At 73.6% G+C, this 12,636-nt stretch carries 12 protein-coding genes; 4 read left to right on the top strand and 8 right to left on the bottom strand.

Annotation, left to right across the window (positions count from 1 at the left end; genetic code table 11):
- Nucleotides 1-174: 174 nt before the first annotated feature.
- The 4 genes from mshC to ACFXKG_RS21790 all read right to left on the bottom strand — a co-directional run bounded on the left by mshC (nt 175) and on the right by ACFXKG_RS21790 (nt 3,918).
- Complete coding sequence (gene mshC, locus ACFXKG_RS21775; RefSeq protein WP_384841395.1) at nt 175-1,404, bottom strand: cysteine--1-D-myo-inosityl 2-amino-2-deoxy-alpha-D-glucopyranoside ligase; 1,230 nt, start codon at nt 1,402-1,404, stop codon at nt 175-177.
- Between the two features lie 137 nt (nt 1,405-1,541).
- Nucleotides 1,542-2,549, bottom strand: a complete 1,008-nt coding sequence (locus ACFXKG_RS21780; RefSeq protein WP_384841399.1) for an SCO1664 family protein — start codon at nt 2,547-2,549, stop codon at nt 1,542-1,544.
- Nucleotides 2,513-3,103, bottom strand: coding sequence for a DUF3090 domain-containing protein (locus ACFXKG_RS21785; protein WP_365810225.1), 591 nt, complete (start codon nt 3,101-3,103; stop codon nt 2,513-2,515). The genes ACFXKG_RS21780 and ACFXKG_RS21785 overlap by 37 nt, the downstream gene beginning before the upstream one ends.
- Nucleotides 3,104-3,231: 128 nt before the next feature.
- Complete coding sequence (locus ACFXKG_RS21790; protein ID WP_384841402.1) at nt 3,232-3,918, bottom strand: histidine phosphatase family protein; 687 nt, start codon at nt 3,916-3,918, stop codon at nt 3,232-3,234.
- An 84-nt stretch (nt 3,919-4,002) separates the two neighbouring features.
- Between ACFXKG_RS21790 and ACFXKG_RS21795 the strand changes: the two genes are divergently transcribed.
- Nucleotides 4,003-4,995, top strand: a complete 993-nt coding sequence (locus ACFXKG_RS21795) for a magnesium and cobalt transport protein CorA (RefSeq protein WP_384841405.1) — start codon at nt 4,003-4,005, stop codon at nt 4,993-4,995.
- Between the two features lie 89 nt (nt 4,996-5,084).
- Here ACFXKG_RS21795 and ACFXKG_RS21800 read toward each other — a convergent pair whose 3' ends face one another.
- Both ACFXKG_RS21800 and ACFXKG_RS21805 read right to left on the bottom strand, forming a co-directional pair.
- The gene (locus tag ACFXKG_RS21800; RefSeq protein ID WP_384841408.1) at nt 5,085-5,870 is read right to left on the bottom strand and encodes a ferritin-like domain-containing protein; all 786 of its coding nucleotides are present in this window, start codon (nt 5,868-5,870) and stop codon (nt 5,085-5,087) included.
- A 230-nt stretch (nt 5,871-6,100) separates the two neighbouring features.
- Nucleotides 6,101-7,153 carry an LLM class F420-dependent oxidoreductase gene (locus ACFXKG_RS21805; RefSeq protein WP_384841411.1) on the bottom strand — a complete coding sequence of 351 codons (1,053 nt, stop codon included), beginning with the start codon at nt 7,151-7,153 and terminating at the stop codon, nt 6,101-6,103.
- Nucleotides 7,154-7,285: 132 nt separating this feature from the next.
- Between ACFXKG_RS21805 and ACFXKG_RS21810 the strand changes: the two genes are divergently transcribed.
- Together ACFXKG_RS21810 and ACFXKG_RS21815 are read left to right on the top strand one after the other, a co-directional pair.
- Nucleotides 7,286-8,269: an aldo/keto reductase gene (locus ACFXKG_RS21810; protein ID WP_382887013.1), complete on the top strand. Its 984-nt coding sequence runs from the start codon at nt 7,286-7,288 to the stop codon at nt 8,267-8,269.
- A gap of 38 nt (nt 8,270-8,307) precedes the next feature.
- On the top strand, nt 8,308-10,491 hold the full coding sequence (locus ACFXKG_RS21815; RefSeq protein WP_384841566.1) for a helix-hairpin-helix domain-containing protein: 2,184 nt from the start codon (nt 8,308-8,310) through the stop codon (nt 10,489-10,491).
- A gap of 130 nt (nt 10,492-10,621) precedes the next feature.
- On the opposite strand, the gene ACFXKG_RS21820 is transcribed toward ACFXKG_RS21815, so the two are convergent.
- Nucleotides 10,622-11,272 (bottom strand): hypothetical protein, encoded by a 651-nt coding sequence (locus tag ACFXKG_RS21820; protein WP_384841414.1) that lies wholly within the window; start codon nt 11,270-11,272, stop codon nt 10,622-10,624.
- Nucleotides 11,273-11,319: 47 nt separating this feature from the next.
- Between ACFXKG_RS21820 and ACFXKG_RS21825 the strand changes: the two genes are divergently transcribed.
- Nucleotides 11,320-11,508 (top strand): DUF5703 family protein, encoded by a 189-nt coding sequence (locus ACFXKG_RS21825; protein ID WP_114625034.1) that lies wholly within the window; start codon nt 11,320-11,322, stop codon nt 11,506-11,508.
- A gap of 70 nt (nt 11,509-11,578) precedes the next feature.
- Here ACFXKG_RS21825 and ACFXKG_RS21830 read toward each other — a convergent pair whose 3' ends face one another.
- Entirely contained in the window at nt 11,579-12,442 is an 864-nt protein-coding gene (locus ACFXKG_RS21830) for a chaplin (RefSeq protein WP_384841417.1), read from the bottom strand.
- Between the last annotated feature and the right edge of the window lie 194 nt (nt 12,443-12,636).

A 12,636-nucleotide genomic window follows, 5' to 3' on the forward strand; every position in this document is an offset into this window, starting at 1 on the left:
CGGGCGGGGGGTTCTTCTTCTTTTCCGCGTCGTGGTTTGGGCGGGGCCGTGTGACCCCCCCCTGGGGCGGGGGGTGGCCCGGGGGGGGGGGCCCCCCCCCGCCCCCGCCCCTCCCTCTTTCCCTCAAGACTGCGTAGGGCTTCCGTACGCCGTGTCAGATGTCAGTGCGCCGTGTCAGAGCGCGACACCGAGGAGCGCGTCGACCGTACGGGACACCACGCCGGGCGCCCCCTCGTCCGGGCCGCCCGTGCTGTCCTGGAGCGCCGCCCAGCGGTCGACGGCCGCGAGCGCCGCGGGGGCGTCGAGGTCGTCGGAGAGCGCCTCGCGGACCTCCTCGACCAGCGTCTCCGCCGACGGTCCGTCGGGCCGCGACACCGCGGCCCGCCAGCGCGCCAGGCGGTCCACGGCGTCCTGGAGGACCTGGTCCGTCCACTCCCAGTCGGAGCGGTAGTGGTGCGCGAGCAGCGCGAGCCGGATCGCCGCCGGGTCCACGCCGTCGCGGCGCAGCGCCGAGACGAAGACCAGGTTCCCCTTGGACTTGGACATCTTCTCGCCGTCGAGGGCGACCATGCCCGCGTGCACATAGGCCCGGGCGAACGGGTGCTCACCGGTGAGGGCCTGCGCGTGCGAGGCGCCCATCTCGTGGTGCGGGAAGGCGAGATCGCTGCCGCCGCCCTGGACGTCGAAGCCCATGCCGAGGTGGTCGAGGGCGATGGCCACGCACTCGATGTGCCAGCCGGGCCGGCCGCGGCCCAGCGAGCCGCCGTCCCAGCTCGGCTCGCCGGGGCGGGCCGCCAGCCAGAGGATCGGGTCGAGGGGGTTCTTCTTGCCCGGCCGGTCCGGGTCGCCGCCGCGCTCGGCCGAAAGCAGCCGCATCGCCTCGGCGTCCAGCCGGGAGACCTCTCCGAAGTGCGGATCGGCCGCCACGGAGAAGTAGACGTCGCCTTCGAGTTCGTACGCGGCACCGGCGTCGCGCAGCCGTTCCACCAGCGGCACGATGCCGGGTATCGCCTCGACGGCGCCGATGTAGTGCTGGGGCGGCAGCATCCGCAGGGCGGTCATGTCCTCGCGGAAAAGCGCCGTCTCGCGCTCCGCGAGCCCGACCCAGTCCTCTCCGTCGCGCTGCGCCCGCTCCAGCAGCGGATCGTCGACATCGGTCACGTTCTGGACGTAGTGGACCTGCCGCTTCGTGTCGAGCCACACGCGCTGCACGAGGTCGAACGCGTTGTAGGTCGCCGCGTGACCGATGTGGGTCGCGTCGTACGGCGTGATGCCGCAGACGTAGATACGGGCGACGGGACCGGGGTCGAGGGTCACTCGGCCGGCGGTCGACGTGTCATGGATCCTGAGGTCGCGGCCCTTGCCAGGCAGGGCGGGGACCTCGGAAGCGGGCCAGGCATGCATGTCATGAGCCTAACCGGACGGAACTTCCGGATACGAACCGGATACGCGCCATTGGCCGGTTGGGCGCTCTTGCGCGATCCGTCCTCGGGTGCTCCACGGGGACGGGCGCGGGCCCTCCCGGGGAACCCTCCCCGGTGTCACACGGGCGGCCAGGGGATCGCGGGCCACTGCCCCGACGGCTCGGGGTGACGGCCCGTGTGGCGGAGGTCACGGACCCGGGAGCGTACGGCGTCGGTCTCGGCCGGGGTGATGAGTTCGGCCAGTCGGGTGGCGAGGGGCGCGCCGTCCGCGAGGGCGTCCTCCAGCCGGGCCAGCACGTCGAGCGCCTCCTCGGTCAGCGGCTCACCGGCCCAGCCCCACAGCAGGGTGCGCAGTTTGTCGTCGACGTTGAAGGTGACGCCGTGGTCGATGGCGTAGAGCCGGCCGCCGGGCGCGGGCAGCAGATGGCCGCCCTTGCGGTCGCCGTTGTTGATGACCGCGTCGAGCACGGCGAGGCGCCGCAGCCGTGCGTCGTCGGCGTGTACCAGCAGGGCGGTCCTGCCCTCGCCCACCTCGGCGAACCCGACGGCCTTCCAGCCGTCCCCGGGCTCGTCGTCCTCGACGAGGGCGAGCAGCGGGGTCACCGCGGGGGCGTCGTCATCGGCGCCGCCCGCGTCACCGCCCGGGGCGGCGTCCTCACCGTCGTCACCGGCGTTCCCCGCGCTCGCGGCGGCCTCCGCCGGCTCGATCCACAGCTGGCACATGCCCTCGCCGTACGGTCCCTCGCGCAGCACCGTGGGCGGGACGAGCCCCCACCCGGTCGCCTCGGAGACCTCGTACGCCGCCACCTCGCGCTGCGCGAGCGTCCCGTCGGGGAAGTCCCACAGGGGCCGCTCCCCCGCGACGGGCTTGTAGACGCAGTGCGCCGTCCGCCCGTCGTAGGAGACGGAGCAGTACAGCACGGCGTTGGACGCCTCGCGGATCCGGCCGCGCACGGTCAGCTCGCCGTGGGTGATCAGTTCCTTGACGTCGGTCCGGCCCGCATCTGTCCGGCCCGCGTCGGCCTGACCCGCGTCGGTCCGGACTCCGTCGGCCGGTCCCTGGGCGGCCGGACCGGCCGTGGGCGTGGTCACGCGCCCCGCCGGTATCCGTTCTGGCGCGGGCATACGTGTCCTTCCGGGTCGAGCGGCAGGCTGCACAGCGGACACGGCGGCCGGCCCGCGTTGACCACGTCCAGGGCGCGCTTGGCGAAGGCCCTGGCCTGGGCCCCGGAGAGGCGCACCCGGAGCATCGGCGGGCCGTTCTCCTCGTCCTGGAGCAGCCGCTCCTCGGCCTCGGCCAGATCCTCGTCGGTGTCGGCGTCCAGCTCGACGAGCGCCTGGGCCTCGACGATCATGCGCTGTTCGTCACCGTCCCAGGCCAGCGCCATCGTGCCGACCCGGAACTCCTCCTCGACGGGGGCGTCGAGCGGGGCGGAGTCGGTGATCTCCGAGGGCGCCATGGCCGGCACGGGGGCGTTGCCGCCGGTACGGCGGACCACCTCGTCCAGCAGTTCGTCGATCCGCTCGGCGAGCGCGGCCACCTGCGTCTTCTCCAGGGCGACGCTGGTCACACGCCCCGCGGCGGACGCCTGGAGGAAGAACGTACGGCGCCCAGGCAGCCCGACCGTACCGGCCACGAAGCGGTCCGGCGGGTCGTAGAGGAACACCTGACGGGACACGTCCTGTCTCCCTTGGAAATCGTCGTAAAACATCGGAAAGGTCGTGCGAAAAGGCATGGAGCGGACCGGAGGTCCGGGCTGGCCGCCCGGTCACGCGGACGGCGCGTCCACCCTACTGCGCGGAGCGATCACGGTGCTCCCGCGCCGCCCCCCACGACGCCGTCGCCGCCGCCGGCGCTCTCGCGCGGCGCCAGTCCGGCGAGATCGCCGGTGTCGCCGAGGCGCAGCACGAACGGGCGCAGCCGCGTGTAGCGGACGGCGGTGAGCGAGCACGGGTCCACATGGATCCGCTGGAAGAGGTCGAGGTGCATCCCGAGGGCGTCCGCGACGAGCGCCTTGATGATGTCCCCGTGCGAGCACATCAGAACGACGGCGTCCTCGCCGTGCTGCTCCTCGATCCGCGCGTTCCACTCGCGGACCGCCTCGACGGCGCGCGCCTGCATCGCGGCCATCGACTCGCCGCCGGGGAACACGGCGGCCGAAGGGTGCTGCTGCACGACCTTCATCAGCGGCTCGTCGGCCAGTTCGGCCAGTTTGCGCCCCGACCAGTCGCCGTAATGGCACTCGCCGATCCGGTCGTCGGTCTGGACGGCGAGCCCGGGACGGGAGTCCAGCAGCGGCTGGAGCGTCTCCCGGCACCGTTGCAGCGGGCTGCTGACGACGGCGGCGAGCGGGATGTCCGCGAGCCGCCCGGGCAGCGCGGCGGCCTGCGCGGCGCCCCGCTCGTCCAGGGCGATACCGGGCGTCCAGCCGGCGAGCAGCCCCGCGGTGTTGGCGGTGGACCGCCCATGACGTACGAGGATCAACGTGGCCATGCCCGCAAGGGTAGGCGCTCGGCAGGAGTGCGCACCGGGCCCGGGGACGGCCGGGGGATGCGTCCGGCGCCGGGAAAGGGAAGAATGCCCGCCGTGATCGTGGACTGCGCCATTTACCGCGGCGGGCGCCGCACCGACGGGCCCGCCGACTTCTCCGACGCCCTCGCCGCGGCGCGCGCCGAAGGGGACGCGTTCCTCTGGCTCGGGCTGCACGAGGCCACGGAGCACGAGTTCGCGCTCGTGAGCAGCGAGTTCGGGCTGCACCCGCTGGCCGTGGAGGACGCGCTCCACGCCCATCAGCGCCCCAAGCTGGAGGTCTACGACGACTCGCTCTTCGTGGTGCTCAAGCCGGTGGTCTACGAGCCACGGGGGGACACCGTCTCCACCGGTGAACTGATGGTCTTCATAGGCGACTCCTTCGTGGTGACCGTCCGGCACGGCGAGGGCGCTCCACTGACGGCCGTACGCCGGCGGCTCGAAGCCGAGCCGGAGGTCCTCGGACACGGCCCCACCTCGGTGCTGTACGCGGTGAGCGACGCGATCGTCGACCACTACGTCGAGGTCGCCGACGAACTCCAGCTCGACCTGGAGGAGCTGGAGGCGGAGGTCTTCTCCCCGGACGCGGGCTCCTCGACGCCGACCGCGGCGCGGATCTACGACTTCAAGCGGCAGGTCCTGGAGTTCCGCCGGGCCACCGGGCCGCTGGCGCTCCCCATGGCGCGGCTGGCGGGCGCCGGCGTGCCGTTCGTGCACGAGCACGCGCAGCCGTTCTTCCGGGACGTCAACGACCATCTGCTGCATGTCAACGAGCAGGTGGAGGGGTTGGACCGGCTGCTCACCGACATCCTGTCCGCGCATCTCGCGCAGATGGGCGTACGGCAGAACGACGACATGCGGAAGATCTCGGCGTGGGCGGCGATGGCGGCCGTACCGACGATGGTCGCAGGCATCTACGGCATGAACTTCCGGCACATGCCCGAGCTGACGTACGTGTGGGCCTACCCCACCGTGATCGCCCTGATGGCGGTGGTGGTGTTCGGGCTGCACCGGCAGTTCAAGCGGCGCGGCTGGCTCTGAGGCGGCGCCCGCGAGGGCGCGCGTCGTACGGGGGCGGGCAACACCCGGCCGGTACGGGACCGCGGGGGCCGTACGGGTCCGTGAGCCGCTCAGAGGGCGGGCGCGGGGGGCGCGGGGCCGCCCAGCGGATCCCGGCGCTCGGGCATCGTGAGTCCGACCATCCGGTGCCAGCCGGCGAGCCGTTCGTACCCGTACACGGCGTGGATGCCCGCCGCGAGCAGCGCGGCCTTCGGCGCCGGCCAGCCGAGCAGCCGTCCCATCCGGTCCATCACCGCGAGGCTCACCTCGCGGTAGACCTGGATCTCCGCCAGGGCGCACTCGCGCAGGGCGTGCTGGACGGTGCGGCCGTGGCCCCGCCGGGCCAGCAGGAGCAGTTCCTCGTGGCAGTAGGCGAGATGGTTGTCCTCGTCGGCGCTGATCATCCTGATCGCCTTGCCGACCTCGGGGTGGTCGCCGAAGTACCTGACCAGCATCTCCATCTGGTCCGCGGCCCGCTGTTCGGTGATCCGGCTGTGGGCGAGGTACACGAGGATGTCGTCCTCGGTCAGCGTCTCGTCGCGGCGCAGTTTCGTGTGGGTGAGTCCGATGCCGCGCCGCTCCAGGAGCATGGTGTAGTCGGCCTCGGGCGGGACCTCGGCCGGTTCGAGGCCGCGCTTACGCAGGAGGGCGCGGAAGATCCTCCCGTGTTTGTCCTCGTCGGCGCCGTGGCGGGTGATCTTCGGGGCGAGGTACCGCAGGGACTCGGGCACCAGGGCGGCGATCCGGCCGTTCTCCCAGCCGCCCTGGGCCTCGCCGCTGGCCGCGATGGAACAGAACAGCCGGAAGGATCGGTCGTCGTCCAGGATCTCCTGGAACAGGCTTCGGGCCGAGAGCATCACCGCCACCTCCTTGCAGTCGTCCGCGCTACGAGTCAACGGGCGCGGACGGCACGCGGCAACAGCAGCGGCACTCGGCTGAGCCGAAAGGAGGAGCGGGACGACGCGCCCGGCGCGTAACCGCGTACGCGTGGCGGCGTTGTAGTAGGCGACGGCCGTGGCGGGGAGGACCCCCGAGCCCCCACCACGGCCGCGGACCTGCCCCGCGGTCGCGCGTCCGCCGTACGGGTCTACGAGACGAGACCGGCGCGCTCCAGGGCCTCGGAGCCGACCCGCAGCGCCGTGATCCGCTCGTCGAGGGTGAAGCCGGCCGGCGCGAGGGTCAGCGTGGTGACGCCCGCGGCGGCGTAGGCGCTCATCCGGTCGGCGATCCGCTCGACGCGGCCGAGCAGTGTGGTCGAGTCGATCAGCTCGTGCGGTACGGACGCCGCCGCGCCGTCCTTGTCGCCGGAGAGGTACTTCTCCTGGATCTCGGCGGCCGCCTTCTCGTACCCCATGCGCCGGGCGAGTTGGTTGTAGAAGTTCTGCTTCCTGCTGCCCATGCCGCCCACGTACAGGGCGGTGTACGGGCGGAAGGTGTCGGCCAGAGCGCCGACGTCGTCGCCGACCGCGATGGGCACGGTGGGGCAGACGTCGAAGCCGTCCATGGTGAGACCGGCCTTCTCGCGGCCCGCCCGGAGCGGGCGGATCGCCGTGTCCTCCAGGTGCTCGGCTGAGGGGAAGATCAGCAGCGCGCCGTCGGCGATCTCGCCGGTCTGCTCCAGGTTCTTGGGGCCGATCGCGGCGATGTAGAGCGGGATGTGCTCACGCTCCGGGTGGACGGTCAGCTTGAGGGGCTTGCCGGGGCCGCCGGGCAGCGGCAGCGTCCAGTGCTCGCCCTCGTACACCAGCCGTTCGCGGGTCATGGCCCTGCGGACGATCTCGACGTACTCCCGGGTGCGGGCGAGCGGCTTGTCGAAGGTGACGCCGTACCAGCCCTCGGAGACCTGCGGCCCCGACACGCCGAGGCCGAGCCGGAACCGGCCCCCGGAGAGGGAGTCGAGGGTGGCCGCCGTCATGGCGGTCATCGCGGGCTGCCGCGCGGGGATCTGGAGGATGGCGGAGCCGACGTCGATGGACTCCGTCTGCGCGGCGACCCAGCTCAGCACGGTCGGGGCGTCGGATCCGTACGCCTCGGCGGCCCAGCAGACGTCGTAGCCGAGCCGGTCGGCCTCCTGCGCGACCGCGAGGTTGTCGCCGTCCATCCCCGCGCCCCAGTACCCGAGGTTGATGCCGAGCCGCATGACCACTCCTTGACTACCGATGAGTAACGTCCCTGTGCCGGGGACTCTAGCGCGCCACACGGGGATCCGTCAGGGGGCGGGTTGTCCACAGGCTCTCTCCGCGTGGGGCCATGGCCAGTAATCTCAAGCCGCATGGAGCAGAGGCATCTCGGCCGTACCGGCCTGCGTGTGTCCCGGATCGGGCTCGGCACCCTGACCTGGGGCCGGGACACCGACGAGCATGACGCCGCCGATCAGTTGAAGGTCTTCTGGGAGGCGGGCGGGACGCTGATCGACACGGCGGACGTGTACGGCGGCGGGGAGGCCGAGTATCTGCTGGGGCAGCTCGTCGAGCGGCTGGTGCCGCGCCGGGATCTGATCATCGCGACGAAGGCCGGCAGCGTGCCCGATCCGTACCGCCGCTTCGACGGCTCGCGGGGGCATCTGCTCACCGCGCTGGACGCGTCGCTGGAGCGGCTCGGCACGGACTACGTGGACCTCTGGCAGATCCACGCCTTCGACAGCGACACCCCGCTGGAGGAGACCCTGCACGCGCTGGACATCGCCGTCAGCACGGGCCGCGCGCGGTACGCGGGGGTGTCCAACTTCTGCGGCTGGCAGCTCGCCAAGGCCGCCACCTGGCAGATCGCCTCGCCCACGACGCGGACCAGGCTGGCCAGCACCCAGATGGAGTACTCGCTGCTCCAGCGCGGCGTGGAGCGCGAGGTGCTGCCCGCCGCGGTCGACCTGGGGGTGGGGCTGCTGCCCTCGTCGCCGCTCGGCCGCGGGGTGCTCACGGGCAAGTACCGGTACGGCACGCCGGGCGATTCGCGGGGCGCCTCCGAGCAGATGGCGCCGTTCGTCGAGCCCTATCTCGACGAGGCGGCGAGCCGGATCGTGGACGCGGTCGCGACGGCCGCGGAAGGGCTCGCGACGACGACGCTGGAGGTGGCGCTGGCGTGGGTGAGGGACCGTCCCGGCGTGGTGGCGCCGATCATCGGCGCGCGCAACGCGCACCAGCTCACGGCGGCTCTGTCAGTGGAGAGCCTTAGTCTTCCTGACGAGATCTGCCAGGCGCTCGACGACGTGTCGGCGCCCGTGCACCGCTATCCCGACCAGGACTGGAGCACGCTGTGAGTACGGAGCGCGACCCCGCCGCCGAGGAGGCCGGGCCCATGGCCGACGCCGCTGCCGCCGAGGGCGCCACGCCCCCCGAGGGCGAGGCCGCCGAGGACGGTACGGGGGCCGACGCCGCGACCGGGACCGGCACCGCCGGGGAGGCGCCCGAGCTCTCCGAGGCACAGGCCGAGCTGGCCGCCCAGCGGGAGCTGCGGGAGCGGATCGAGCAGCGGAAGGCGCAGAAGGCCGGGCCCATCGCCGCGGGGGCGAAGCTGAGCGGGCAGGCCGCCGACCTGCTCGCGGCCGTACGGGCCATGGAGAGCGGCGAGCCGGTCGACCCGGCGCTGCTCCGTCCCGCGGCCCCCGCCCCCTCTCCCTCTCCCGACCGGGACCGGGCCACGGCGGCGGCACAGCCGCAGCGGCCTCCGGCCGGGCCCCGGCCCGTGGAGGCGCGGTCCGCGGCTCCGGAGACCGTGTCCGCCGTGCGGGCGGTGCTCGTGGCGGGCGGCGCGCCGGAGACGCTCGCGGGACAGGTCGCCGAGGCGCTCGGGGAGCAGGCACCCGCGCTGCTGCGGGAGAACCCCTGGCAGTTGCTCGCCGTGCCCGGGATGCGGCCGGAGCAGGCCGACGGATTCGCGCGGGCGCTCCTGGGGTCCGACTGCGGCCCCGGTGACGGGCGCCGGGCCACCGCGCTGGTGGGGTGGCTGCTGGAGCGGGCCGCGCTCCAGGGCCACACCGCGCTGGAGGCGTCGGCGGTGGTGAGCGCGCTCGCCGGGCACTCCGTGCCCGATCCGGAGGGGGCGGTACGGCACGCGGTGGAGGAGTCCGTGGTGCTGGAGTTCCAGGAGGGCGTGGACGGGACCATGAGCTCCGCCGCCTCCGCGGAATCCCTGGAATCCGAGGAATCCGAGGAGGCGGCGGAGCGCGGGGCCGGGGACGGCGGGGAGCCGGTCGCGGAGTCCGCCCCCGTGCTTCTGGGGCTCGACCGGTACGCGCTGGCCGAGGAGAGCCTCGCCGACGGGCTCGCCAGGCTGGTGAAGACCGCGGTGCCCGCCTCGTGGGAGGAGGCCGCGGCGGGCGCCCCGTCGCCGTCGGCGGCCGAGCTGATCCGCGCGGTGGCGGGACATGGGCTGGTCCTCCACTCGGGCGGGGAGGCGGCGCGCGCCGAGCCGCTCGCGCTGGCCGGGGCGGCCCGTGCGCTCGGGGTGCGCGCGGTGGTCGCGGTCCACAGCGAGAACGGCCGGGACCGGCTCGGGGCCGACGACGCCGCGGGCAGCGACGCGGTCACGGTGGCCGGGCTGCTCGCCGGTGCGGAGGGCCCGGGGCGGGACACGGAGGGGCTGTTCGCGCTCGATCTCCTGGTGGTTCTCGACGCGCCGCAGCTCGACGTGGAGACGGCCGCGATGCTGGTGGAGTCGCTGGCGGACGGCGGGCGGCTGGTGCTCAGCGGTGATCCGGGCGTGCTCGGGTCGGCCGGCGCGGGCCGGGTCTTCGCCGATCTCCTGGCGGCCGGGGTGTGCCCCCGGATCAGCTCCCGTACGCCTGATCCGGGACCGATCGGCGAGCTGGTCTCGGGGATCGGCATCGGCGAGCTGAACCAGGTGGCGGCGCCCGGCAAGGAGGTCGTGATCGTGCCCGTGCGGGACGCGGGCGAGGCGGTGCACCGTACGGTCCAGCTCGTCGCGGAATCCGTGCCGCGCGCCTTCGGCACGGAGGCGGGGCAGACCCAGGTGATCACGGTGGGCCACGGCGGCTCGGCGGGCACCCGCGCGCTGAACGCGGCGCTCAAGGAGCGACTCAACCCGGGCCCCGGCCGGTTCGGCGGCTTCGACCCGGGAGACCGCGTCGCGTACGTCCCCTCCCCCGGCAGGACGCTCCAGGGCGCGGTGGTCTCCGCCGACGCCGAGGGGCTGCGGCTGGAGTGCGGGGGGACCGCGGTCGTCGTGCCCAGGGACCGGGTGGAGCACGCGGTCCGCCACGGCTGGGCGCTCACCGCGCACCAGGCGGCGGGGATGCGCTGGCCCGCGGTGGTCGTGGTGCTCCCCGGCGACGCGGCGCCGGGACTGAGCCGCCCCTGGGTCTACACGGCCTTCAGCCGCGGGGACCGTCATCTCTCCGTGGTCCACGGTGTCGACCAGGCGCTCCAGAGGGCGGTGTCGGACATCCCCTCCCAGGACCGCACCACCCGGCTGCGCGGCCAGCTGGAAACGCTCCTGGCGCCGGCGTCACAGCCGGGCTGACGCCCTTCGGTGCCACCGCCCGGCGCCCTGGCCTTCCCGCTGCCCGCGCCGCCCGCGCCGCCGCCCCTGCCGCCGTGCGGTGGCAGGGGCGGCGGTCGGAGGGGACGGCAGCGGGCCGGGGGCCGGCGGCTCAGGCGTCCTGTTCCTCCAGGTCGTCCAGGTCCGCGTCCAGGTCGTCCTCGTCGAAGACCGCACTGACGTCGAAGCGGCAGACCACCTGCTGGGGGTCGGCCTGGTCGAAGGGGGCGGAGAGCCACTCCCCCGGCTCCGGGAGATCGTCCGCGGCCGACACCCACAGGGTGGAATCACCCTCCTCCAGGCCGAACTCCTTGTGCCGGGAGGCGATCTCGTCGGGTTCGTACTCGCCGAAGAGCACCCCGAGCGCCGCGTGCACACTGCTGCCCACGACCCCTCCGGTGCCGGTGTCGCCCTCGGCGTCGGCGATGCGCTGTGCCTGTGCGAGCAGCCGCTGCGGCTCCACCACCGCGTAGTCGCGCCGGATCAGCACACTGAGGGCGTTCGGCTCCTCGGGGCCGTTGTACGGGGGCAGGGAGTCGTCCGGGTCCGGGATCTCGAACGGGGTGACCTCGTCGTACCGGTGGTAGAGCCGCTCGTCGTAGACCTCGGCCGCCACGGCGAGGGCGTTGAACGCTTCGGAGACGGCCGGGTCATCCTCACCCGTGCGATGTTCGACCGCCGCGAGGTGGCGGTCCAGGGCGACCTTCACCGCCTCGGCGGCGGCGCGTACCTCGGCAGCGGTGGGCTGCGCAGCATCAGACATAGTGCAGACGCTATCCGTACCGGGGCTCTGCCCGCACAATAGATGCGATGCCGGAATACGAATTTGTCGACGTGTACGTGCCGCGGGGGGTCTCCCGCAAGGATGCGGCCCGTCTGCTCACCGATCATGCCGAGTACGGGCACTGGGAACTGGACCGACTGAGCCTGCACCGGGACGGCAGCCGCAGGGTGCGGCTGCGCCGGCGCATCATCCGTCAGGTTCGCGCCACCTGGTGAACGCGACGGAGCGGGCCCCGCTGCTGCGAGGCCCGCCCCGGCTTGCCCTGACCCGGGCCCTGCCGCGTGACTACGCGGCGGAGCGGGCCCGGCGGTAGAGGATCGTGCCCGCGAGCAGCAGCCCGGCGCCCGCCGGGAGTGCGATCCCGAGCCCGCCGGCACCGGTCGACGCGAGGACGTCGGTGCCGTCGGCCTGCTCGGCCCCCGGTTCCGTCCCGTGCGTCCCCGGGTTGACGGAGATCGCCCGTACCCCGGTCGGGTTGCCCGGCGTACCGGGCGTGCCCGGGTTACCCGGGTTACCCGGGTTGCCGGGCGTGCCCGGGTTGCCCGGCGTACCAGGTGTACCCGGCGTTCCAGGCGTTCCGGGCGTGCCCGGGGTGACCGGTGTGCCCGGCTCCTCGGGGTGCTCGGCGGGACCCGGCGGGGTGGGCACGGGGCCGTTGCCGCAGTTGTTGCCGAAGGCCGGGTTGAGCACCCCGACCAGGTCGACGCTGTTCCCGCACACGTTCACGGGGACGTCGACCGGCACCTCGACGGAGTTGCCCGAGCCGACCCCGGGAGAGTTGACCGCGCCGCCTCCGGCGTGCGAGCCGCCGGACCCGGTGTGGGGGCCCCCGGGGTGTGATCCGCCGGTGCCCGCGTGCGCGCCCCCGCCGTCGTGCCCGCCGCCGTGGCCGCCGGACGGTTTGCCCGAGAAATTGCCGCAGTGGTTGCCGAAGGCCGGATTGAGCACCCCGACAACATCCACGGTGTTGCCGCAGACGTTGACCGGCACATGCACCGGAACCTGGACGTTGTTCCCCGACAGCACGCCCGGGGAATTGGCGGCAGTGCCGCCGGCCCCCGCGTCCGCCTGCGCGTAGCCACCGCCGAGCGCGAGCACGCCGCCCGCCGCCGCCACGGTGATCAGGCCCTTGCGCGTGACCTGTCTCATAGCTTCGTTCCCTGTCTTCTGCCTACCGGGACTGCCCCTGGGCATCGGTGCCGGGGCAGGATGCCCAGCGGCCCCGGAGCGCATGGCACGCGCTCCGGGGCCCCGCGGCCCGGCGGGGGGAGTGCCCCCCCGGGTCTTATAAACAAAAACCAGCCCACCAGAACCAAACACAACGCGTATTGCGTCTTGGGGGT

This window comes from Streptomyces sp. NPDC059255 (genome assembly GCF_042752355.1).
Lineage (GTDB): Bacteria > Actinomycetota > Actinomycetes > Streptomycetales > Streptomycetaceae > Streptomyces.